Origin of the sequence: Zunongwangia atlantica 22II14-10F7 (genome assembly GCF_002094855.1) — a bacterium.
Lineage (GTDB): Bacteria > Bacteroidota > Bacteroidia > Flavobacteriales > Flavobacteriaceae > Zunongwangia > Zunongwangia atlantica.
The window spans coordinates 110964-133854 of sequence record NZ_ARYN01000009.1; the positions used below are offsets into that span (position 1 = coordinate 110964).

General features: G+C 32.2%; 25 protein-coding genes. 2 read left to right on the forward strand and 23 right to left on the reverse strand.

Annotated features, from left to right (window positions below; translation table 11 throughout):
* Window positions 1-46: 46 nt before the first annotated feature.
* The 4 genes from IIF7_RS11125 to guaA all read right to left on the reverse strand — a co-directional run bounded on the left by IIF7_RS11125 (window position 47) and on the right by guaA (window position 4398).
* Entirely contained in the window at window positions 47-310 is a 264-nt protein-coding gene (locus tag IIF7_RS11125; RefSeq protein ID WP_084841765.1) for a hypothetical protein, read from the reverse strand.
* A 137-nt stretch (window positions 311-447) separates the two neighbouring features.
* Window positions 448-846 carry an OsmC family protein gene (locus tag IIF7_RS11130; RefSeq protein ID WP_084841766.1) on the reverse strand — a complete coding sequence of 133 codons (399 nt, stop codon included), beginning with the start codon at window positions 844-846 and terminating at the stop codon, window positions 448-450.
* Window positions 806-2830 carry a LysM peptidoglycan-binding domain-containing protein gene (locus tag IIF7_RS11135; protein WP_245801620.1) on the reverse strand — a complete coding sequence of 675 codons (2025 nt, stop codon included), beginning with the start codon at window positions 2828-2830 and terminating at the stop codon, window positions 806-808. The genes IIF7_RS11130 and IIF7_RS11135 overlap by 41 nt, the downstream gene beginning before the upstream one ends.
* Window positions 2831-2868: 38 nt before the next feature.
* Window positions 2869-4398 carry a glutamine-hydrolyzing GMP synthase gene (guaA, locus tag IIF7_RS11140; protein WP_084841862.1) on the reverse strand — a complete coding sequence of 510 codons (1530 nt, stop codon included), beginning with the start codon at window positions 4396-4398 and terminating at the stop codon, window positions 2869-2871.
* A 183-nt stretch (window positions 4399-4581) separates the two neighbouring features.
* Between guaA and IIF7_RS11145 the strand changes: the two genes are divergently transcribed.
* The gene (locus tag IIF7_RS11145; protein WP_084841767.1) at window positions 4582-6093 is read left to right on the forward strand and encodes a tyrosine-type recombinase/integrase; all 1512 of its coding nucleotides are present in this window, start codon (window positions 4582-4584) and stop codon (window positions 6091-6093) included.
* 26 nt (window positions 6094-6119) lie between these two features.
* Here IIF7_RS11145 and IIF7_RS11150 read toward each other — a convergent pair whose 3' ends face one another.
* The gene (locus IIF7_RS11150; RefSeq protein WP_139801309.1) at window positions 6120-6563 is read right to left on the reverse strand and encodes a hypothetical protein; all 444 of its coding nucleotides are present in this window, start codon (window positions 6561-6563) and stop codon (window positions 6120-6122) included.
* Between the two features lie 138 nt (window positions 6564-6701).
* Between IIF7_RS11150 and IIF7_RS11155 the strand changes: the two genes are divergently transcribed.
* A complete protein-coding gene (locus IIF7_RS11155) occupies window positions 6702-7193 on the forward strand; it encodes a hypothetical protein (protein ID WP_084841769.1) in 492 nt (163 codons plus the stop codon).
* A gap of 730 nt (window positions 7194-7923) precedes the next feature.
* Here the strand turns inward: IIF7_RS11155 and IIF7_RS11160 are convergent.
* From IIF7_RS11160 to IIF7_RS11240, 18 genes are all read right to left on the reverse strand, one after another.
* Entirely contained in the window at window positions 7924-8517 is a 594-nt protein-coding gene (locus tag IIF7_RS11160) for a recombinase family protein (RefSeq protein ID WP_084841770.1), read from the reverse strand.
* Between the two features lie 54 nt (window positions 8518-8571).
* Window positions 8572-8895 carry a hypothetical protein gene (locus IIF7_RS11165; RefSeq protein ID WP_084841771.1) on the reverse strand — a complete coding sequence of 108 codons (324 nt, stop codon included), beginning with the start codon at window positions 8893-8895 and terminating at the stop codon, window positions 8572-8574.
* A gap of 351 nt (window positions 8896-9246) precedes the next feature.
* A complete protein-coding gene (locus tag IIF7_RS11170) occupies window positions 9247-9756 on the reverse strand; it encodes a hypothetical protein (protein ID WP_084841772.1) in 510 nt (169 codons plus the stop codon).
* A 9-nt stretch (window positions 9757-9765) separates the two neighbouring features.
* Window positions 9766-10164 (reverse strand): hypothetical protein, encoded by a 399-nt coding sequence (locus tag IIF7_RS11175; RefSeq protein WP_084841773.1) that lies wholly within the window; start codon window positions 10162-10164, stop codon window positions 9766-9768.
* Window positions 10165-10220: 56 nt separating this feature from the next.
* Window positions 10221-10364, reverse strand: coding sequence for a hypothetical protein (locus IIF7_RS20845; protein ID WP_176218941.1), 144 nt, complete (start codon window positions 10362-10364; stop codon window positions 10221-10223).
* A 286-nt stretch (window positions 10365-10650) separates the two neighbouring features.
* Complete coding sequence (locus IIF7_RS11180; protein WP_176218942.1) at window positions 10651-11313, reverse strand: DUF4468 domain-containing protein; 663 nt, start codon at window positions 11311-11313, stop codon at window positions 10651-10653.
* Window positions 11314-11457: 144 nt separating this feature from the next.
* A complete protein-coding gene (locus IIF7_RS11185; RefSeq protein ID WP_084841775.1) occupies window positions 11458-11793 on the reverse strand; it encodes a hypothetical protein in 336 nt (111 codons plus the stop codon).
* A gap of 16 nt (window positions 11794-11809) precedes the next feature.
* On the reverse strand, window positions 11810-12217 hold the full coding sequence (locus IIF7_RS11190) for a hypothetical protein (protein ID WP_139801310.1): 408 nt from the start codon (window positions 12215-12217) through the stop codon (window positions 11810-11812).
* Between the two features lie 705 nt (window positions 12218-12922).
* A complete protein-coding gene (locus tag IIF7_RS11195; protein ID WP_084841777.1) occupies window positions 12923-15331 on the reverse strand; it encodes a coiled-coil domain-containing protein in 2409 nt (802 codons plus the stop codon).
* A 32-nt stretch (window positions 15332-15363) separates the two neighbouring features.
* Window positions 15364-17964, reverse strand: coding sequence for a PKD domain-containing protein (locus tag IIF7_RS11200; RefSeq protein ID WP_084841778.1), 2601 nt, complete (start codon window positions 17962-17964; stop codon window positions 15364-15366).
* Window positions 17964-19049 (reverse strand): hypothetical protein, encoded by a 1086-nt coding sequence (locus IIF7_RS11205; RefSeq protein WP_084841779.1) that lies wholly within the window; start codon window positions 19047-19049, stop codon window positions 17964-17966. The genes IIF7_RS11200 and IIF7_RS11205 overlap by 1 nt, the downstream gene beginning before the upstream one ends.
* Window position 19050: 1 nt before the next feature.
* Window positions 19051-19521, reverse strand: a complete 471-nt coding sequence (locus IIF7_RS11210) for a hypothetical protein (protein WP_084841780.1) — start codon at window positions 19519-19521, stop codon at window positions 19051-19053.
* On the reverse strand, window positions 19511-19918 hold the full coding sequence (locus IIF7_RS11215; RefSeq protein WP_084841781.1) for a hypothetical protein: 408 nt from the start codon (window positions 19916-19918) through the stop codon (window positions 19511-19513). The genes IIF7_RS11210 and IIF7_RS11215 overlap by 11 nt, the downstream gene beginning before the upstream one ends.
* On the reverse strand, window positions 19911-20456 hold the full coding sequence (locus IIF7_RS11220; RefSeq protein WP_084841782.1) for a hypothetical protein: 546 nt from the start codon (window positions 20454-20456) through the stop codon (window positions 19911-19913). Before IIF7_RS11220 ends, IIF7_RS11215 begins: the two co-directional genes overlap by 8 nt.
* Window positions 20456-21694, reverse strand: coding sequence for a phage terminase large subunit (locus IIF7_RS11225; protein ID WP_084841783.1), 1239 nt, complete (start codon window positions 21692-21694; stop codon window positions 20456-20458). Before IIF7_RS11225 ends, IIF7_RS11220 begins: the two co-directional genes overlap by 1 nt.
* Window positions 21695-21844: a type II toxin-antitoxin system RelB/DinJ family antitoxin gene (locus tag IIF7_RS11230; RefSeq protein WP_084841784.1), complete on the reverse strand. Its 150-nt coding sequence runs from the start codon at window positions 21842-21844 to the stop codon at window positions 21695-21697.
* Between the two features lie 38 nt (window positions 21845-21882).
* A complete protein-coding gene (locus IIF7_RS11235; protein WP_084841785.1) occupies window positions 21883-22425 on the reverse strand; it encodes a hypothetical protein in 543 nt (180 codons plus the stop codon).
* 2 nt (window positions 22426-22427) lie between these two features.
* A complete protein-coding gene (locus IIF7_RS11240; protein ID WP_084841786.1) occupies window positions 22428-22880 on the reverse strand; it encodes a lysozyme in 453 nt (150 codons plus the stop codon).
* Window positions 22881-22891: the final 11 nt, after the last annotated feature.

Sequence of the window (22891 nt, forward strand, 5' to 3'; positions counted from 1 at the left end):
TTTTGAGACTTTAATTTGAGATTATTCTATAGTTATAAATAACTTTCTAATAATTTTGAGAAGCTATTCCCGTTAGAAAAGCCATTCCGCCTAGGAATACGAAGAATACTATAAAGAGTACAATCATAATTACGTAAAGCAACAACATGCCTTTTGCCCAATTTCTGCGCGTGTAATTAAGGTCGCTCCCAAAGGCCCATACTAAAAGCATTATTATTCCTATAAATGGTAATCCTGCTACAAAAATGTATAATGCCCATTTTTGTGGAGTTATTAAAGTTGGTTGTTTTGATTGGTTGTAAACTTCCATGATCTATAGATTAGGTAAATTAAATATATCCTGCAAGCTAATCAAAAAACTAAAATTTATAGAGGGAGAAGTTAGATAAAAAAATACCTCGTTCAATTAGAACGAGGCAATGATATAATTTATTAAGATTTAGAATATTACACTATAAATCTAATATCTTTTTCGATATCTGGATGTAAACTATAAAAAACGGGGCAAGTTTTAGCCGCATTTTCTAAGATCTTCATTTCTTTTTCATCAAATTTCTTAGGCAATGTAAGCACAACTTCAATCTTAGAAATTCTGCGAGGCTCTGCAGCCATAGTCTTTGTAACTTCAGCAGTAGTTCCTTCAATAGAAATTTCCATTGCTTCGGCTTTTATTCCCATAATGGTAAGCATACAGGTAGCTAAAGCTGTGGCTACAGTATCTGTTGGAGAAAAGGATTCGCCCTTCCCATGATTATCTACCGGGGCATCTGTTATAATTTTAGTCCCGCTTTGCAGGTGTTCTGCTTCAGTCCTTAAACTCCCTAAATATGTTACTTTGGCTGTCATCGGCTATTTGTAAAGTTAAATCTGGATTAATTTGAAGAATATAAACCGCTTTATTTCTGAAACCGCCGCCAGGCTGTGGTTCGTATAAAAACTTGTTCTCGTTATATTCTGTAAAACCTTTATAATCGCTAAACGAAGCATATATATCTTCTGAAGCTGCTAAACGAAGTAAAACATCCATTGTTAGATCGTAACCTCTTACCGCATATTGATTAGGTGTTACACCAAATTCTTCCTCGTATCTGGTAATAAAATCTTCAGAAGCTTCTAAACTATATTCTTTATCCACCGATGGGTAATGGAAAAATAATTTCCCAAGATCTTCATTTGTGATACTTTCGTTATCGTAACTATCATTTTTATTGGTGGTAAACAAAGTTATATCCAACTCGTCTCTTAACAATCTATTTAATGCTGAAACCGTGCTACTTATCACCCCAACACTACTGGATTCTATAATCACCCAGTTTTGTGCTGCTGGAAGCAATGTATTTCTTAAACTTTCTTCGGAAACATACCCATCTACAGCATTTACTGATCGTGATGCCGGGAAAATCTGTTTCAGCTTATTTTTAATCTCGTAAGATTTAGCATCTGAAACGATTATTATATTTTTCCCTTCTCCAAATTTCTGAAGATAATCCAACATCGTACTACTCATGGTCTCCTGAGTTGGACGGGCAATAAATAGATTATTACCACCACGCATTTCCTTATCTGAAAGTGGTGTGAAAACCGGAATATTCCTATTTCTTAAACGCTCGGCAGCAGCCTCTGTAGTAGATTGTAAAAACGGACCTATAACCGCATCTACATTATCAAAATTATTCGTATTGATGATATTAGCAACTTCTGAAGCATTTCTTTTGGTGTCATATACTTTAACCTGAGTAGAAATTCCTAAATCTTTTGCATCGTTAATCGCCAATTTTGCACCGCTGTAAAAATCAAGACTAATTCTTAAAACCCGGTCGTCTAAAACAGCAGCATCATAAGCCGCATTACCAATTGAGTCTACCTGAATTTTATCTAAACTATAAGGAAGCATAAAAGCAAGACTCTTCGGACTAAAATTAGAAAGGGAATCTTTAAGGTTTAATTTTTCGCCCTGTAATTCTTCTGCTTCATTAGAAAGAGTTGGTTCTACCCAATTTTCAGGATCCTGCTCTTCTGGATTCGGAACTTTTAAGATCATTCCCCACTCTAAACCTTCCTGTTCTACAATAGGATTTAAAGCTAAAATTGAATCCTGAGTAACATGAAATCGTTGCGCTAAGCCAAATAATGTCTCTTGTGGCTTAACTTCATAAAACTTAAAGTTTTTATCTAAAAGTACTACGGGATCTGGAGAAACATTGGTTCCTACCCTAAGCATAATACCAGGCTGTAAAACATCTACTGTGGGATTTAAAGCTTCTAATTCTTTTACTGTTAGTCCATATTTTCTTGCAATACCAAATTTGGTCTCTTTAGGCAAAACGACATGTTCTCTAACTTCATTTTCATTAAATTTCTGGCGAATTTCTTCTTCTGAAGCATTATTTGGTTTGGCAACAATTCCCTTTAATTCTCTATAAACAGGAATACGAATAGTTTCGCCTTTTTGCAGTTCTCTAGAATATAACTGCTTATTGTAACGCTTAATCTCTTCTTGCTCTACATTATATTGTTGAGATAGTCGAAATAGATTTTCTTTCTTTTTTACCGTATGCTGCTTAAACTCGACCGGATCTAAACCCACCGAACCGGTTTTAGCTGGCATCCCTTTATCTCTTTTTCCTAAAGGGATTACCAGCTTTGAAGACTCTTCGATACCATCTTTAGAATCGGGATTATATTTATAAATATCTTCTTCAGAAACATTATAATCCTTAGAAATACTGTAAACAGTCTCTCCTTTCTTTACCGTGTGATATTTAAATTCCTGCGAAGAAGCAGAAACACTTATCATACAAAAGAAACAAATTAAAAAAAGGTATCTCATTTTATTGAATTTTAGACTTTATAGGTTCAATACAAATTCTATTCCCATTCGATCGTCGCTGGTGGCTTAGAACTTATATCATACACTACCCTATTAACGCCTTTTACTCTATTTATTATTGTATTCGATGTTTTTTGTAAAAACTCGTATGGTAAATTTACCCAATCTGCGGTCATACCATCTGTAGATTCTACCGCTCTTAAAGCAACAACCTGCTCGTAAGTACGTTCATCTCCCATAACTCCTACAGATTGTACTGGTAATAGAATCGCACCGGCCTGCCAAACATGATCGTAAAGATCCCAGTCTCTAAGCCCCTGAATAAATATGTGATCTACTTCCTGTAGAATTCTTACTTTTTCAGCAGTGATATCACCTAAAATTCTAATCGCCAAACCTGGCCCTGGGAATGGGTGACGGCCTAAAAGTATTTTATCTATACCTAACTCAGCTCCAACACGTCTTACCTCATCTTTAAATAACATTCTTAATGGCTCTACCACCTTAAGTTTCATAAAATCTGGTAAACCACCTACATTATGATGTGACTTAATAGTTACTGAAGGTCCATTAACCGAAATCGATTCGATAACATCTGGATAAATAGTTCCCTGTGCTAAATAAGTTACGTCTTTTATTTCGTGCGCCTCATCATCAAAAACTTCAATAAAAGTGTTTCCTATTGCTTTTCTTTTTTGCTCTGGATCACTTAATCCTGCTAAAGCCTCAAGAAAACGTGCAGAAGAATCTACTCCTTTAACGTTTAATCCCATGTCTTTATACTGGTGAAGAACATCTTCGAATTCATTTTTTCGAAGTAAACCATTGTTCACAAAAATACAGTAAAGGTTTTTGCCAATAGCTTTATGTAAAAGCATTGCCGCTACTGTAGAGTCTACACCACCACTAAGTCCTAAAACAACTTTATCTTCACCTATCTTCTCCTTTAACTCGGCTACAGTAAGATCTACAAATGCACCAGGCGTCCAGCTTTGCTCTACTCCTGCAATATGCACTAAAAAGTTCTCCAATAATTGTTTACCATCAGTAGAGTGATAAACTTCTGGATGAAACTGAATCGCAAAAGTTTCTTCTCCATCAATTCGATAAGCTGCATTTAATACATCTGCTGTACTGGCTAATCTTACCGCATTTTCTGGTAATTCTTTTATCGTATCACTATGGCTCATCCAAACCTGAGAGTTCTCTTTGATTTGATCAAAAAGTGGCTCGGCATCCTTAATTACAGATAAGTTTGCTCTACCATATTCTCTGGTTTCAGAAGGCTCTACCTTACCGCCATGAAAATGTGCTAGGTACTGGGCACCATAGCAAACAGCCAGTATTGGTAATTTTCCTCTTATTTGAGACAAATCAGGATGCGGAGCATCTTCTGCTCTTACTGAAAACGGACTTCCGGAAAGGATAACCGCTTTAAAGCCTGAAAGGTCTTGTGGAACTTTGTGAAATGGGTGAATTTCGCAGTAAATGTTTAATTCTCTTACGCGTCTTGCAATCAATTGCGTATACTGCGAACCGAAGTCTAAGATGAGTACGTTATTTTGCATGCGCAAATCTTTTTCGCTCATAATATATTGTTATTCAACGTTTTAGTTTTAAATGATGTGTGGTAAAGTGAAAAATAAACCCAAATTACCACACATTTGTGTTACACTTCATTATCTTTGTAAATGTCAATAAACAAAGATATTAACCCGATATTTTAATTAAATATCACATTAATAGAATTAATGAAAATAACACCAAAATTGCGCAAACATGGTCGGGGTAATTACTCCGTCCTAATTCACGTTCACGATGGGGGCAAATATCCAATTGAACGCCCTACCGTGAAAGGGGTCAAAATTACTAAAAATGATTTTAATAATGATGGCAATGAACACTTAAAAAATTGGGTAAAAAGTAGCTGCAAAGAATATAAGTTATTTAACCATCTTATATCTGAAAAGATAACGGCACTTCAAATGAAGTATTTAAAAGCTTCAGCCCAACAAATTGATGAATACAGGCAAGACCACAAGCAAATTAACCAGACGAACTTTATTGAGTATAGCGAAATTATTATAAGAAATATATACAACGGTGCGACCAGAACCAACTTAACTAGCGGTTTAGTTAAATTTCAGAAATATATTGAAGAAAATTATGATGGTAATATAAGTTATGGTCATATCAATAAAGACTTCATTAATAGATATTATAACTGGTTATTGAATAAACATTCTGCCACCTCGGCAAATCAATACTTTGGTACATTCAGAACATTATATAATAAAGCAATTAATGGTGATGACGACAAAATAAAGGGCAAAAGTGATTTATTTGACGGCTTCAGATATCAAAGAAATAAAACAGTGAATGAACCATTAACAGAAGATGAACTTGAAGCCTTTAAAAACTTGGATTGCGGTAAAAATAGAAAGTGGAAAATTGCCAAAAATATATGGTTATTTCAATTTAGTCAAGCATTGAGGGTTTCAGATGTTATATTACTTAAATGGGTCGATATCAAATATAAAAACGGCAGTTTTATTCTGGATAACTTCACCAATAAAACTAGTGAAAGAATTGTAAGGAAATTAAGCCTTGAAAGTCTTGAATTATTCTTATATGGTATTGATCGTTATTACCCCCACATCATTGATGAAATTAATAACATTAATAATAAAATTAAGAAGCATAACACCAAAATAAAAGAAATTGAAAACAACGGCACACCTAAAATTAATGATGGTCAGTTATTAGAATATGTTATTCAAAATAATATCAATAGTGAGCAAATAAGACTATTAAAAGAAGCTGCCGAAATTGATAAAAAGAATATCAAAAAGCTTAAGAAAAAAATTGAAAAGCAAATTGATAAAAAAAGTAATTTATTTAATGATGTATTAAAATCATTGAGGGTAAAGCACAATAAAGACTACATTTTTGACCAAGCTAATGAAAAGGGTATTGACCGCAATAAGCAAGATAATGAAACTAGAAAAAAGAAAAATAGTATTATTTCAGCCTATGACGGCATGTTAAAAAGAATGGCTAAACAAGCTGGAATTGAAACCAATATGAAAAGTCATGCCAGCCGTTATACTGCATCATCATTGATGTATAATAGTGGTGTATCAATGAATCATATAAGTGAATATTTGACCCATTCAAGCCACAAAATTACTGAAAAATATATTAAAAGATTAGGTGTTCAAAATGATAGCATTGGTGACTTTTTAAATGATCGATTGAAGTAATGTAAGTTTCTTATGGGGGGTAACACTTACCCCCTTTTAAAATACTCCTTAGCCATTTCCCTACCTTTTTTGAAGCTTTCAAAAAGTCCGATACCAGTTTCAAACTTAAGCCCCCTTAAATCTTCATAAATCATATCACTATCGTTAATAGAAGGATATACATAAGCAACACCATCTTTAACCACTCCAACCGATTTTATACCCATTATATCCTTACTATGTTCACCAATGGTTATACCGTCATAAGTGAAATTATTGCATATAATATAACAGTCAGTGCCATTGGTGATAGGTGTGGGGGAATAAATAACCTTATATATCTTCAGGCTTTTATTCTTTATAATATAAACGGAATCACCTGCCCCAGCATCTTCAATTTCTTTATAATCATTGGTGAAGCTACATAAGGGTAATTGTTCTTGTATATCACCTTCCCACAAATTCAATGTAAATTTAAAATCTTCATTCATATCATTGGATTTATTCCAAATATAGGAATTATTCCATTTCTTACAATTAAACATTTACCTGTCTCTTATTTCCTACCTAAACAACTGTATATCAATTTTTTATAATACTTTTAATAATCTAACCAAATATTAATAATTATGAATAAGGAACAAGAAGATTCATTTTGGCGTGGTGTTGCTGGTCATAATGATGGCTCACTTGAAGGTCAAATGGGTTGGGATTCAAGTTGGGAAAAAAATAGAATTGAACAACAAGAACGTGATAGACATTACGAAAAAGAAAGAAGAATTCGAGAGCAAAAAGAAGCCGAAGCCAAAGCACAACAAGAAAGGGAAGCACAAATAAAAAGGCAGAAGGCAGCAAAAAAGCCGAAACCAGCGGTAAAAAAACCGTCTGTAAAGACATCCACAAGTAATGGCTGGCAAAGTCTAATTGGTTTTGCTGGGTTTATTGTACCTGCTATTTACGTATTTAATCTGAATAGTGATAATACAGAAGGATTGATTCTAGGTGCTATTGTGGGGGTTATATGTGGCTATATTGCATATAAGCTTTATCAATTAATAATATTCATTTTAATTGGTATAATCGCAGTTTATCTTTATACATTATACAAACAGAATAATTAGATTCTACTATAGCAAACTAAAAAACAATCAATAAAACCTATTATTATCTATTCTTATGAGGGTAGAATGAATTATTAGGGGTAATGTGGTGGTGTTATATAGATTGAAGTAAGAAAGCTTCTTAGAAACGCTTAAAATGATTAATAAACTTAGACTTCTTTTCCAGCTTCTTATTTGATTTGATAGTTTTGATAAGTAAAATGATGGCAAAGATTAAAATAATAATGCCAATTGTGAGGGCAAAGTAATAAATTGGGGTAACATCCTGCATATCATTAAGATTAAAAAAGAGAGCATTTGGGGTTTACTCTCTTTATCTAACAATAAATTAACCAAGGTATATAAAATATGAAGCAATTTTTATCAAACCTAGTGTAATTAATTAGATAAAACATTAAACAAAATTATTTTATAATTAGTTTAACTCATGTTTAAAAAGCAATGTGGGGGTGTACGTACCCCTACAATACCACCCCCACAAGAATTTTGCGATTATCAAATTATCTCCTTTTAGCATTAAGATATTTGATAATAGCGATTAGATAAATTATCACTACCCCAAATAGTGATATAGTAAAGATAATAAATTGATTTGAAATTATTTAGGGGTGTTTTCACCCTTTTTGAGAATTATATATAAAAGCAATGTGGGGGCATCACCCCCCACATCTAGTCAAATTAATCATTTATTAAATCACTTCAATAAACAATAACCGCAAATATACAATTATTATTTATTCATATACTTCTTAACTTTCTGCACGGTGTTAAGACTAACACCACTTCGGCTGGCTGTATCTCTTAAGCTTTTCTTTTGCTTCAATAAGCTGATAACTTGGGGGTATTTTGATAGAAATTCATCTTTATCTTCGGTACTACCCTTCTCACGCCCCTTATATGTTCCTTTCAATTTTGCCAGTGCAATACCTTCTTTTTGTCTAACTAACATTGTTTCACGCTCCATTTCGCTTATGTTAGCCAATACACTTATAATAAGCTTAAATGCTGGGTTGGGCTTATTCTTTACCCTACTTTCAATACCCAAATTATCAACCTTTACAATGACTTCTTTATTGTCAAATAATTGAAGGGTAGTTAATATATCTAACAGGTTACGCCCCAGCCTATCCACGGCATGAACGCTTATATAATCAATTTCACCAGCTTCAATGGCTTTTATTAGCATTCTACCTTGTCCACGTTTATTGAAGGGAATAGAACCGCTACAAACGTCTAAAAACAGGCGGTCATTGGGGTGTTCTTTTTTCAACTGTCTTTCATGTGATTGACTTGCTGTTGAAACCCTAATATATCTTGCTCTCATAATAGTATATTTTAAAGCCCCCACCGTTGAAGTGTGAGGGCATGAAATTAATAATTAAAATTTGTAACCGTCTATTTTTTCAATTCTTTCATCAATCACTTCTGCCAGTTGGTCAAAGTAGATATTGGTGAAGATTTCATCAACCTTTTCTTCAACCATATCAATCAACCTAACGGTGTAAGTATCGTTATAGGCAAGGGTAATAAATACCCATTTCTTATAATGCCAGCCATTAACTTTTAATAGCAACCCACCATCATTGAAGTTAATCTTTTTACTAACACCCCAACTAAAATAAACACTTCCAGTTGATTGAAGTAATTGAAGTGTTTCTTCAACATTAAAATTTCTTTCGATAAAGCTTTCTAAATTTTTCATTTTTTAAATGATTTAATTAATAATGATTATTTGACTACTTCAAAGATAAGGCATTCTTTCCAATGTACCAAATTTAGGATAGGTTATTTTGATACATCTATAACATTAGTAAAAGCGTTGAATAATAGCCCTACAGATATACCCCTGTTAGGGCATGACCTAAAAATGATACATTACTAATTTATTGCCCCATAACATCTGGGCTTCTGGTCTTATTGGTGGTTAAAATGTGGTGGTGAAAAAGTTGGTGAAGTGTGTGAGGGGAAATGTAAGGGAATATGTGGGGTGGCTCGTGTGTGAGGTTATAAAGGCGTTAAAACTAACAATTATAAAGAAAAATCCATATTTAGGTTAACATATATAACCTTTTATCTTTAAAAATGGCAATATTGTAGTTATAAATATTGATACAACTAAAAAAATAAACAAAAACAATGTAATACCTATAAAAGTGGTATCATTTTTAAAATCGTTTTTATATTTTTCTTCATTCCATTTGATTTTAGTTTGGTCAGTATCTAATAGAGTGCTAATATATGAGACATCTATTTTACTAATTCGACTACCCTCAACACTTAAATAAACAGCAATCCAAATGAAAAGAAAACACGCAATACCCAATGTTATTAAATTCCAAATCTGTTGATAATCATCCATTGTGGTAAAGTCTATTTTTGAAATGAGAAATGATAAAAATGCAAAAATTGAAAGTAGCAACCATCTAAGAAAATTAAAGTTTTTTGTTACCCTCAATTTTTCTTGTTCATAAAGCTTACTAATTGCTAAATCCCTAGTACCCTCATATTTATTTAATTGTCTTTGTAAATATTCTATCTTTTCATCCCTGCTTAAATTCTCCATAAAAATGATTTAAGTTAATAAATAAGTCAATAAAGCACCTAATAAAATACCTATTGTTGTACTTATAAAATTACTTATAACTGGATGAGATTCTAACCAATGGATAAAACCTGAAGGATTAAGATTTTTTTGTTCTTGTTTAATAAACTTGTCTACCCCCATTATCATCGCCTTTCTGAAATTATCCCCATCGGTATAAACGTGTTTTATTCTCACTCCGTCACTCGTATGTATTTTAGTAGTATCTCTATTCAATATACCGTACACCAGTAATTTATTGCAAATTTCATTAAGTTCTTTGTCATCATTAGTAAGCTTAAAGAATGATTTTGTTTCAACCATTTTTAAAATACCATCCACATTCTTTTTTTCTGAATAATTCTTACTAATCAATAGAACTTCTCTCATAATTTTTATTTAGTAGCCCCCATAACAATGAAGCTATGAGGGTCTGGTTACATCAATTATTTATCTTTAAACAAATGGTCAGCCAAATTTCTTCCCAACTGTTGTAGAAATGTCACCACTGGAATAATAATTAAATTTATAGCTGTAGTGATAATAAATAAATGTAATGGATTTTCAAGAATTTCTCTTAAGTCTTCCATTATAGTATGTATTAAAAACAGATTTGAAACCTGTTTAAATTAATAGTTGATCAGTTCCAATGTTTAATAATACCCCTCAATTTGAGTTATATTATAATTGCACCTAAATCAACGTTTTACAATTTCAAAATTATATATTTTATCAACGTTCTATAACTTCCAATTCTTGTTATTTATAAACAGGTAATGTTAATAACTGTTTGATTGTATATCAATTAAAAACCCCCACAACAATTAAGCTATGAGGGCTTACACCATTAGGTTAGGTTGTCGGTGCTATATTCTTTTACCAATCACTGGTACTGGTTGTGCTTACAGATTCCTTAATTGATAACATTGTAGCTTTTATGTTATCTTCAAGGCTATTGGTTAAATCGGTGAAGATGGGTTTAGATAAATCTTTCATCTTTTGTCTTTTCTTTTTCCCCATCAATCCCTTCTTTAATAGATTATCCAGATAAGCATTATATACTTCAATCTTATCTTCTTTTACACCTGTAAAATCAATCATATCAAATATTAAATCAAATTGCCCTTCCATACTATATTGTGTGGCTTCTGCTGGTGGTATGATATCAGATAAAGTATAAATGATTCTGTATTTATTTTCTTTTATATTAACTTCAATGGTATGGTTGAATTTATTGGTTATTGTTTCTGCAATGAATTTATTATTGGGGTATAGTTCTTTTATATTATTCTTATAGGTTATAGAATTAATTCCCTTCACTATTATATTCCCCCCATCTTTATCATTCATTTGAATTACATCTTGTGCTGAATTATAATTTAATGCTATCCACTTATTGATATTCTCAAATATTTCATCTTTATTTTTTCCCTCGGCTTGAAATATCCCTGTGATTGATTTGGTTTGGTTGGTGTATTCTTGTGCATTAGCTGTTATGCTTGTTAGAATAAGGGTAATAATGGTAATTAGTTTTTTCATTTCTTTATTTATTTCGGTTGAAGTTATCATATTTATATGAATTTATTTTACGGTTATCCGTAGTATGGTTTTTGGTGTGCCGTTATTGCTGGCATATAAGAAGAAACCCCCACAGTGTAGGGCTTGTGAGGGTTTATAAACAACTTAGTTCAATCTCGGACTAGAATAGTCAGGGTCTTTAACATCTTCTATTTCCTCATATGGTTCTAATGTTATATCGGTTCTTGAACCTTCTTTTTCCTGAACCAATTTTTCCTGATCACTTTTATATAAAAAATACTTATCACCAAATGTTACAATCAACAAACCACCATTAGGAATTGAAACTTCCCATTTAAGTATATTATTATCATTGCAAAATAGTTGCTTGCAATAAAATAAATTATCTTTCTTTAGCATTACTTCAAAAACCTCATTAACATTATTACTATCTTGGGTTTTTAGGTATTGCCAGAATTTATAAATATAATATGTTTCCATTTAAATGTATATTTGATTAGTTATATGAATATAGTTTATCTCTATGCTTTTCAATAAATTCTTCAGATACAAATTGATGTACTTTAATATAGAACCAATTTACTTCATCCTTATGTTTTTCAATGAAGTCTTCAGATAAATTTTGATAGATGCTAATATTAATCCAATCTACCTTATCCATATGCTTTTCAATAAAATCTTCAGATAGGGTTTGATCTTTTGATATGAACCACCACAATACCTTATTTTGATTTCTTTCAATACAGGCTTCAGATAAATTTTGGTGAATACTAATGTAACCCCAATTTACCTTATCCGCATACTTTTCAATGAAGTCTTCAGATAGTTCATTATCCTTATAGAATGATTCTTTTTTAAATCCCAATTCAAATTGGTGTTCGTTCTCTGGTGTTATCCAACTCATTTTGTTTTTCATAAACACGTATTATTTTAAATAGGTTATTCCCATTTAAAAGGTTAATAAAATAAATTTTTAATCTTAAGTAATTAATGATATTGCCTGTTACGTAAAGACAATGCAAAGATAAAATCAAATTTATCATATATCCAAATAATTTTGATTTTTATTATTAATAAACTAATTAATGTGTCATTTATTTTATTTTAATTTAATTAAAATAAGTTTTAAGTTAATTAAATTGAATTTAATTTAATTAGATTAACAAACTAACTGTTAGGTATAAAACAATAGAATTACTGCTAATGATGAGTAATAGATGTATTTTAACGTTATTAGGATTGTTTATAAAAGAACTACTGATTGAAACATTTACTGAAAACTTAAAATTTAATTGAATTATCTTTAATTTATTTAAAACAAAAAAGGAACTCCATTTCTGAAGCTCCTTTAACAAAATATTTAATATTTAATAATTTATATCAATCTGTACGTTACGTTAAAATAAATTTTTCGCAACTGTTGACACCATCTCATTTTTCACAGTTTCTTTGTCGTCAAGTTGAGAATAATGTCTATTTTGACTTGACGTCTGCTTAATCCTACTCTTTTTCGAATTAAACAATTTAAAATAATTAATTATCATAAAGAATTAATTTAGTTATAAAGATAATTTTTTTAACGGACTTCTCATATATTAATAATAACTTTTTAAAAACTAGCTCTATTTTCAATGGTTGAAACTCTGGTTTGGGTTGAATTTATTTCTTCCACGCTCACTTGTGGTGCTGGTAAGCTTAGGTTAGCTTCTGCAACTTTGCTGGCTAATAGGTCATAATTGATAAGCTGACCAGTTACAATGCTGCTATTGTCAAGCATTCCACCTGAAGCAAACTTTCGCCCACCACCAGCTACATTTATAGCACTTAATAATGGTGCAAACATTCTGGTACTTCTTTTATTTATTACGGCTTCATTTCCTTCAAGTTCTCCAAATGGTGTTTGTATACCACCTGCTGCATGGCTTGCCCCTTTTAGAAGCCCACCTTTTGCGAATGTTGGTTGCTTTTTCTTTTTGAATGCATTTTTAATGCTTGAAACAATACCAACTGTTTGTGCCACATAACCAGCAATTAAGGGAATGTTCCACGGAAAAGGCGCACTTGCAGCCGTTTCACTCAAACCTTTAGCATTGTTAGCCGTTGATTCTGCAACCGCTTGTGTTTGTTTGCTCTGCATCATTGCGTTATCAATACCCCATTCTTTAATGGCTAAGGCTTGCTTTGCAATTAAGGCAGCTTTAGCAACTGCCGTTTCTTGACCAAATAATGATGCAATTTGGTCAACAGTTTGCTTTTTTGCATTTAGTTTATCCTTTTCCGCTTGAACAATGGCATCAATTTCAGCTTGCCTTCTATTCTTTTCCTTCTCGGCTTCAGCATTGCGAATTTCGGTTAGTTCATCATTCTTTTGAATTTCCAGATTTTTAAGAAGTTCCCTTTTCAGTCCTTCATCTTCTGTAATATTTTCAATTTCCTTTTCTAAATCGGCATACCTTTTTTCAATTGAAGCTTCTGTTTTAATTTCAATTTCTTCTTTTTCCTTATCGGCAAATTGTTTTTTTAATTCATCAAGCCTGTTTTGTCTTTCTTGCTGGGCTGCCAGTTCATTATCAGTTATCTGTTTATTCTTTTCCTGCTCGGCTTTTATCTCATCATTTCTTAAAGAATTTCGATTTGTTAAACTCTCGGACATTTGCCCTGTGATACGTTCTTCAACTTCTAATATTTGGTTACGTGCTTCAGCTAAATTTTGTTGGGCTTCAATATCATCTTTATTGATTTCCAACATTTGTTGGTAACCTGCTATCTTTTCATTTACAATGGCTTTTTCTGCTGCTGCTTGCTCTTGAAGTAATTGATTTAATTGTTCGTTGGCTGCTGTACGCTGGGCAACGGTTAAAGTTTCGTCATCCCTTTGTTGTCTTAATAATTCAGCACGCTTTTGGTATTTTAAAGCAATTTCTTCTTGTTTGGCATCTAACCTATCCAATTGTTGTTCAAACCTTGCCACCGCTGCTGCATCACCAACAATACCAGATAAACCTTTTTCACCAAGTTTATCAAATGTTTTACCAACACTATCACCCAAATTACTAAAGGTTGAAGCCACTTCACTTGCAGCTTCCCCCATAGAATTATAAAGGGTCTTGCCCGCATTTGCTGCATCCTTACCAATTTCAGCAATTTCATTCCTGGTGTTTTTTAGATTATCGGTTAATTGATTAATTGTACTTTGGTCACCACTACCAAATATGGATTTTTCCCATATCAATTGCGCTCCCAAAAAGGCAGATTTAATGGTATAAAATGCGGTTTTTAATGGTGTTAATGCTAAGGTGATAAGGCTTGAAATTACCTTACCCATTGCATCAAATCCACCAGTTGCATCATAGGCAGCTTTTACCCCATCAACAATTGAAGATATTAATGGTTGAAGTACAGAAGAAACGGCATTCATTGCGGTTTGCACCACCAACATTACACGCCTGTTTTTACTTAATGCATTTGTGAGGGCTGCAAAGGCTGCAACGGCTAAACCAATACCAGCTGCTTTGAGTGCAGAACCAAACGCCCTTACACCTATCTTAGCTTTATTAATACTTGCAGTGTAGTTACCAACATTATTTTTTTGCTTGGTAATTGCATCAGTATTTTCTTTGGTAAGGTTTGTATTTTGGTCAATCCTATCATTAAGTTGTTTTAGAAGCTTTTGACCGTCTTCGGTTTCTGTGTTGATTTCATCCCTTATACGTCTTAAAGCTTGGTTTTGGTCTTTAGCTTCTCTAATTGAATTAACTTCTTTGTTTAATTCTTTTTGTAAAGCATCAACCCCACCAGATACGGCTTGAAGGGTTTTTATCTGACCATTATATTCTTTTCGTAATTTCTTAAGGTCAGCTTCATTTTGAATGAAGGTTTGTGATGAAGTATCACCAGCAGCTTTTAAAGCTTTCTGGGTTTGGGTCAATTCATCGATTGATTTTTTTGTTTGCTCTAATTCATTTAATAACTTTTTAGGGTCAATTGAAAGTTCAGCGATTTTAATTTTTTCAGGCAATTCATAGTATTTTTTTTATAGTGTTATAAGCTTTATTCGCTTGGTATTTCGTTTGTTTCGTCAATTACGTTAACCGTCATTGTATCGGTATCGGTTGCACCAAATTCATCTGTTACGGTTAACTCAATTGTGAATGTACCATCATTTTGAAACTCATTAGGTATATTCAATTGTGCGGTTACATTATAAGGGTAATCAATTGTACAAGTATGACCGCTTGGGGCTTGAATTATCACCCACTGATAACTTACAATTGTTGTATCATCGGTGCTATTTGATGCATTCAGATTTGCAAAAAATGGTGGTGTTTGTTCTTGTCCACTATATATGGTTACATTTACATCAGCACCAGCATTTGCGGTTGGTGCAATATTTACATAAGCATCAACATGCACTTCAAATGTTCCAATTTCATCACCATAACTTTCACTCCCTGCATCTGAAATTTGATATTCAAATACTGCCGAATGTTCTGAAGTTGTATTAGTCTGGTCAATTACTTTTACATCCCAATCACTTATAAGTATTGTTGAATCATTTATAATTTCATCACTACCGTTAAATAATTTAATATCAGCATTATAACCGCTAATGAATTTCACCGCCAGTGGTGGGTCATTTTCTGGGTCAGAATATGGTGGGTTTGAACTGGTTGTTAAATAATTAATTGAAACACTTCTTTCATCACCGTAACCCATACTATAAGTATATGTACCTAGTGTTTGTGGTGGTTGATTTGTACTGAAGTCATTGATTTCAATAAGTGTGGCTTTGCTCTTTTGATTCCCAGCTTTATATTGAAGCTTATTTAAATAGTAATACTTACCAGATTGAATCAAATATTTCAATTTGAAAAAATCTAAATTGTATATATCAATATCATTTACATATACATCAGCCGTAACTTCTTTAAATGAATTAATTGCCAATTGAAAAGCCTTATAATAAACATTCAGAAAATATTGCATTTCCATGTTTTGAAGACTTAAATAAGGCACGTCACCTGAATAAGAAACAGCAGTTGAATCATCAAAAAATGTAGCTGTTAAATTTCTATTCACCTTCTTTAATCTAAAGGTTGAAATGTCAGCTTCTTTAGGTGTTATTACGGTTGTATCATCTTCATCTTTTTCTTCCCAAGTTTCCACTAAATACAAGGGTTGCCCCCCATAAGTTCTATTACTTACAGGTATTGTATAAGGTGAACTAAATAATATTTTTTCAGCATCGGCATTACTATTATTTATTGATAAAACACCATCATGTGTTGGTAGTTTTATATCTTCAGCATATTGATAAGAAGCTTTATTTGTTTGGGCATATTTTACAGAATAATCTTCTTTGGTAATACTTACAAGTTTATCACTCCAATCTTCAGCCCCAGCCCTATCATTTAATAAGTCTTCAAATTGAATAAAAGAATAATCGTTGCTCCCTCTTATTGGTTTAAGAATAAGCCCATATCGTTGCATTATGTCCTTCACCACATCAATAACAGGTGTATCACCCATCATTTCACTAAAGTCTATTAAATAGCCCCCTGTGACTTCATCAATGCTTACATCACCGCTAACTGAATAACTAACATAATATTGGTTATCAATACTACTTTCACCACCTTCTGGTGCTTGGTTATATTCTGAATTACTACCAGATATTTTAAAGTATAATTCATCACCTTCATTTACACTTAAATTGATTGTAACTGTACTTGAATTTGTGCCGTTTTCTAAATGATAAGATTTTATAATTCTACCATTATAAATGGTCTGGAATTGATTATAACCATTGGTTGAAGTATATGATAGATCAATCGTTATTGATGTTCTGAATGTATTATTGAAGGTTAGTAAATAACCATCTGAAAATGTAATTCGAGAATCAACAAATGATGTATCATAATTTAAGATTTCATCAGCATTAAAAATGTAATCATAACTTCTGGTATTTGATGAAGCTACATCTGTTACATACCCACCAATTGAAGTGTATTCTGGTTGTATATTTTCAACTTGGTAACCAATTGGTGGTGTAATCACTTCAGTTAAATAATCATTATTTTCATTAAAAAAATCACCGAAATAATTAACACCAGCTTCTTTAAAAATTTTATCCCAAATTGTGTGGGTATAAATACTTGGTACTTGTCTATCTACTTTGATACCATACCTTCCCAGCCCAAAATCACCAAGCGCATAAATATAACCTTCACTATTATTAAATGAATTTGTGTAATTATCAACGGTTAAATAATGATTCAAATCTGAATAATCTAAATCACTTAGGGTTTTCCCTTTTATACGTTCTGCAAGGTCTATAAGACCATCATAAATCACCACTTCATAATGTTGGGTGGTAGCTTGAATAACCGCCAAACCATTCACAATTAATGGTATTCCATCAACTGTGTAAGAACATGGCAATTCTTGGTAAGGCATTCTTGAAGTATTACCCGATACCCCAAGAAAATTAAAAATTCGTTGGTTATTGCTTGTCTTTGGTAACTTAATTGTATTACTGTAATTCGATTGCCTATCTTCAGCAGTACCCAAATCATTTATTTGTAAAGTTCTGGTAATTGAATTTGGTATAATATCAACCACTTCACCAGCAATTGAAAGTATTTCATTCATTATAATTTTTGCGTTTGTACTTCTGGTAACTCAATTTGTAAACTTACCTTATTTTTTCCCCTTTTATTACTGTATTGAATATTGCGGTTGGTAACTTTAACATCTAACCATTGACCAACTTGAAAGGGGTTTTGCTCGCTCCATAATTGCACGAATGGGCTTGTCATTAGACTTTTTAAATGTTGGTAGTCATTCTCATCAACCATTGTTTTAATTACCATTTCTTTACCAGCTTCTTTGCCTGTTATAGCTGTTTGCCCTTCAGAATTATCATATATATTGCTGAAGTTATTGGTGGCCACTCTATCAATTTCACTTGCTTCAATAGTTTCATTAAAAAATTTGTCAAATAACCAATAAGAATAAGCACCTTCACTATTTAACCATTTCAAATAAACACCACATTTGCTGGCTATTTTCCTTACATCAATTGATACACTATTATTACCATTTATTGCAATATGTAAAGGGTTGCCCATGTCGGGTAAATTCATTGGTAAATCAGCAAATCCCTTGTCTAAATAAAGTCTATAACCAGAATTTTCTTCAGTAGTAAATTCAATAGTTTCTTCAGTTCTTTGGTTAGTTATTACCATTTTATCACCTTCATTTAAATAATTAAAAGCAAATTCACATGGGTAACCTTCAAAGTATTTCAATTGGTAGTTTACACCGTCCGCACTTGGCAATAATAGTTGGTAATTATTAGTAAAATTTCTATCCCCAAATTGCTTAACAGATTGATTAAATGTGTAAGTTTTTTCAATTGTTTCTTCATTTCCTTCACCATAATAACAAGTGATTTCAATTGAAATTTCTTTCATCAAATTATAATCAGGAATGAAAAAATTATTACCATTCATATCAACCAAATCTTTAAATTTATTGTTGAAATATGACTTGGCTACACTTTTTAAATTGAATAAATATTTACCGTCATTTGATGGGTAAATTGTGAATAAAAAATCACCATTATTAATGTTAATTACTGCCCTATCATTTTCTAAAAAATCAGGTTGAAAAATGATAAAACTATCATTGTGTACAGGGTAATTTGGTGTTATGTCTTGTGTAAAATTTATCATTCTATTTCTTATATTTTTGACTTATACTCATTATCCTTACTGTTATTTCATCAACAAAAAGCTGTACATGAAATTGACTAACTTTTTGAATAATTTCATCCATTCTTTGGGGTGTTAACACTTGCTCATAAATTGGTAAATGTGACTTATCTGAAGTACCGTTTTCGGCTATTTTTTTAGCTATTGCCCACGCCAAACCTGAAGCTTTTGCACTTGCTGAAGCTGCCAGACCTTTGTTAATTACCCACTCTTTAATGGCTTGCACTGGTGGCATTTTTCCTGCTGGTCTTCCTGCCAGATAACCGTAACCAAATAATTGAACCGCATTACCATTATTTGAATAATCAATTTGTAAACCTTCAGGAAATTCACCAGTAACCTTTTTACCTGAATTTTCATAAACTTCAATTATATCTTCAATCAGTTTATCTACCTCTATTTTTAATATATCATAGCTTGTATTAATACTCATTACTTATTGAATATGATACAATTACCCCATCAAAATTTTGATTGAAAAGGTTTATAATTTCGGTGGTGTTCCAGCTATCAATATTCAAATCACTGCATCCAAATGAATCTGTAATCAGATTTAATTTTTCTTCAATTAATGGTCTTATTGTTTCTTCAAATCTCACTTGGTAGTCATCACCAAATTTTGATTGTTTCACCAACATAAAAGTGCCATTATATGAAGTGCTTAAAAGATTTGAATATTCATCAAATTGATCATTTTTTTGAATGGGGTCTAAGAATAGAAATATCTTTTCTAAATCGGCACTACCCCTATTTAAATTTTGAAAATCTCGCCTTGCATAAATAAATTCAAAGTTGTTTGTTTCAGCTATATTTTTTAATTGGTTATACACTATCGTTTTTTGTTTTTATCTTATCCATATCCGTTTGAATATCCGCTTTTATACGGTCAAGTCTAAGCTTGTTGAATACGGTTATATACTTAAGGTCAAGTACTTGTTGAAATTTCAAAATATCACCCCCAGCCAATGAATCAACCGTTGGTAGAATTCCCAATTTGCCTAACCTTTTTGAACCTTCTACCATTTCCCATTTTGTATCATGGTGCTTTGGTGTAAGTTCCCTTTCTTCCATTGCCAGCAGATTTTCAAGCTGCTTAGTTATAGAATTTAAAAGGGCATAAAATTCAGTCACTTTTAGCTTAAGAAATTCATCTTCACTTAGCCCATGCATATACTTATATATATGTGGTAAGGCATCTTCATTGCCGAAATTCTGTTTAATTTCTTCTACTTCACCAAGTGTTAATTCATAAATTTTATTCTTAGTTTCAATTGGTTCTAAGTTTTTTAAAAGCTTGCTGTATTCTTCAATTAATTCAGGTGGTTGTTGAAGAAATTCTTTCAAAGTATAATTCTTAATTTCTTCCATTAGTAATTGACAAATTTTAAATTGAATTGGTTATTTCCAGCATGGGTTTGGGCTTCTCTGGCAATGGCTAGACTCATCACGATATCGTCGTGAAAACCTTCTGTAGCTTTGTAAGTTGCCTTACCACTTGGTGTAACAATCATAGTAAATACATCAAGTTCTTCTTTCAGATTTTGGTCATTGGGGCAAATAATATCTTTACTACTAAAGGCATTAATTAGCTTGGTAATAATATTATTCTTTGATGTGTGTGAAGTTAACCAAGGCTGTATATTCTTAACCTTATAAATACTCTTTAAGTCATCGTAAATTACTTGCCCCATGTTATTCACCTCTATCAGTGTGTTTTGGGGCTTCCAAGCATTTAAATTGGTAACAAGTCTTTCTTTTAATTGTGGGGCAGTAACTTGGTTGAAGCGGTCAAAGTATACTAAGTTACCTGTACTGTCTACAACTGAAAAAACGGTATAATCATTTTTCAAAGCCAAATCAATACCAGCAAAATAAATTTCACCTTCTTTTGGTAATAATTGCATTCTACCACTGCAACATTCTTCTATATTTTCAATAACTGCTGCCCCATCAACAAATTCAGCTAAATATTCTTGGCCAAATGCTGTTGGTGTAAGGCTTGCTTTTGCGGTTGCTACAACGAATTTTGAAGTATGGGGGTTATCCATATAATTAAAATGGAATGACTTAGTTGAAGTTTCTTTTGTCTTTTTTCCATCTAAAAATTTTTCATAAAACCAGTTATTCTTTCCTTTTGGGGTACTTATAATCAATACTTTTTGCCCAGAAGTTGATAACATCGGAAATATAACTTCATCAAAGGTTGTTTTTTTAATGAATGCTGCTTCATCCATCACCAAAAAATGTACAGTTTCACCCCTTAAGGCGTTTTCTGCACCAGCCGAACGAAATTTTATAACTGTTCCATTGGTAAAGATAATTTCAGTATCACCTTGGGCAGCCTTGTGACTTGCAACAAATGGTGCGTTGGTAAGAAGTTTAAGTATTTCTTTATAGGCTTTATTGGCTTGTGATTGAAATGGTGTAACCCACATAATAACAACGTCATCATGTTCTAATGCCCATTTAATTGCTTGGTTTTGTGCAAGCGTACTTTTCCCTGTTTGTCGCCCAGCGCAAACAACGGTAAATAGATAACTTAAGTCATCACATGAATGATGTACTTCAAGCTGTTTAGCATGTGGTGTATATAATTTAACGTCCACTTATCTATTCTCATCTTCTCGCATTTTGTTATTCATTACCAGTCTAATTAAAGAACTAACGCTTAAGCCTAAATTATCAGCATAATTGGTGATTTTAGATTTAAACTTTTCATCTGTTCGTATGGTAATTTTGGTTTCTTTTTTACTCATAAAATGTAAGTACTTTGTAATAAGTATGTACTTACACCTTAAAAGTCATCAGAATCTTCATCTTTTTTTTCTGTAACATCAATGACATCTTTTGTGGTTTCTTCCAATTTTGCAGCACCACCAAATGAAACTTTAAAAGTGTTACTTACTTCAACTTTTTGGCTCTCGTAACTACCTGTTAATTTGGCAATAGTATCAACACTTTGGTTTAAATCTCTGGTTGTTATTATCTGTTTAAGTCGGTTGAATTTTGCCTTGTCTTCCTCGGTTAATTCATCTGCCATGGCTAAATTCATTAACTTAAAGTAAGTCACGCTTACATCTTCCAATTGACTAACTAACTTATCACGCATTTTACTATATTTCTTTTCCATTTTACTTTCTACATATTGAACATATTTAGGGTTATTTTGCTTTGCCCATCTGGTTGTATTTGCATACGACATATAAGCACCTTCACCCCTTTTGGGGCGTTTTTTAATACCATTTACCAACATATAAGCATCAACATTGCTGAAGCAAGTATAATAAGCATCAATAAGCTGTTTTTGATAACCAGTTTTACATTTGATTGCTCCCATAATTAATAACCGTTTACATATAAATAAGCTTCTTTATTCCTACGTTTTTTAAGCCCTTTAGATTTTTTACCCCCAGCATATACCCACCGTTTAAATTCATCTTGAATTGTGTTATCTGAAGGGTTTTCATTCACTTTCTTCAATAGTGTACTCTCACTAAAGTTACCCTGTCCAACGTTATAAGTAAATGATACTAATGCATCAAATTGGTGTTGGTTAATTGATGAAGTAACCAGTTTTGATACCCACTTTTCAAATGGTCTTAAAATAAGTTTCAACATCGTTTCACCTTCGGCAAGTGTAATTGGGTCATCAGTTATTTTAACTCGCTTATTATTTGGATAAAATGTGAAACCATAACCAATTGTTGGTATTCCAGCAGAATCAAAGTAAGGGGCGTTTCTCCACCCCTCACTTTTTTTTAAATGATTTAATCCTTTTTCACTTAATCTCAATTTTCATAGTT

What these genes read in the sequence shown, in the direction of transcription:
- IIF7_RS11175 (WP_084841773.1), bottom strand. Translation starts at nt 10,164, where the DNA reads ATGAGAGAAGTTCTATTGATTAGTAAGAATTATTCAGAAAAAAAGAAT.
- IIF7_RS11205 (WP_084841779.1), bottom strand. Translation starts at nt 19,049, where the DNA reads ATGATAAATTTTACACAAGACATAACACCAAATTACCCTGTACACAAT.
- IIF7_RS20845 (WP_176218941.1), bottom strand. Translation starts at nt 10,364, where the DNA reads ATGGAAGACTTAAGAGAAATTCTTGAAAATCCATTACATTTATTTATT.
- IIF7_RS11145 (WP_084841767.1), top strand. Translation starts at nt 4,582, where the DNA reads ATGAAAATAACACCAAAATTGCGCAAACATGGTCGGGGTAATTACTCC.
- IIF7_RS11190 (WP_139801310.1), bottom strand. Translation starts at nt 12,217, where the DNA reads ATGAGTTGGATAACACCAGAGAACGAACACCAATTTGAATTGGGATTT.
- IIF7_RS11230 (WP_084841784.1), bottom strand. Translation starts at nt 21,844, where the DNA reads ATGAGTAAAAAAGAAACCAAAATTACCATACGAACAGATGAAAAGTTT.
- IIF7_RS11220 (WP_084841782.1), bottom strand. Translation starts at nt 20,456, where the DNA reads ATGGAAGAAATTAAGAATTATACTTTGAAAGAATTTCTTCAACAACCA.
- IIF7_RS11130 (WP_084841766.1), bottom strand. Translation starts at nt 846, where the DNA reads ATGACAGCCAAAGTAACATATTTAGGGAGTTTAAGGACTGAAGCAGAA.
- IIF7_RS11200 (WP_084841778.1), bottom strand. Translation starts at nt 17,964, where the DNA reads ATGAATGAAATACTTTCAATTGCTGGTGAAGTGGTTGATATTATACCA.
- IIF7_RS11185 (WP_084841775.1), bottom strand. Translation starts at nt 11,793, where the DNA reads ATGGAAACATATTATATTTATAAATTCTGGCAATACCTAAAAACCCAA.
- IIF7_RS11170 (WP_084841772.1), bottom strand. Translation starts at nt 9,756, where the DNA reads ATGGAGAATTTAAGCAGGGATGAAAAGATAGAATATTTACAAAGACAA.
- IIF7_RS11150 (WP_139801309.1), bottom strand. Translation starts at nt 6,563, where the DNA reads ATGAATGAAGATTTTAAATTTACATTGAATTTGTGGGAAGGTGATATA.
- guaA (WP_084841862.1), bottom strand. Translation starts at nt 4,398, where the DNA reads ATGCAAAATAACGTACTCATCTTAGACTTCGGTTCGCAGTATACGCAA.
- IIF7_RS11135 (WP_245801620.1), bottom strand. Translation starts at nt 2,830, where the DNA reads ATGAGATACCTTTTTTTAATTTGTTTCTTTTGTATGATAAGTGTTTCT.
- IIF7_RS11155 (WP_084841769.1), top strand. Translation starts at nt 6,702, where the DNA reads ATGAATAAGGAACAAGAAGATTCATTTTGGCGTGGTGTTGCTGGTCAT.
- IIF7_RS11180 (WP_176218942.1), bottom strand. Translation starts at nt 11,313, where the DNA reads ATGAAAAAACTAATTACCATTATTACCCTTATTCTAACAAGCATAACA.
- IIF7_RS11210 (WP_084841780.1), bottom strand. Translation starts at nt 19,521, where the DNA reads ATGAGTATTAATACAAGCTATGATATATTAAAAATAGAGGTAGATAAA.
- IIF7_RS11235 (WP_084841785.1), bottom strand. Translation starts at nt 22,425, where the DNA reads ATGGGAGCAATCAAATGTAAAACTGGTTATCAAAAACAGCTTATTGAT.
- IIF7_RS11160 (WP_084841770.1), bottom strand. Translation starts at nt 8,517, where the DNA reads ATGAGAGCAAGATATATTAGGGTTTCAACAGCAAGTCAATCACATGAA.
- IIF7_RS11125 (WP_084841765.1), bottom strand. Translation starts at nt 310, where the DNA reads ATGGAAGTTTACAACCAATCAAAACAACCAACTTTAATAACTCCACAA.
- IIF7_RS11165 (WP_084841771.1), bottom strand. Translation starts at nt 8,895, where the DNA reads ATGAAAAATTTAGAAAGCTTTATCGAAAGAAATTTTAATGTTGAAGAA.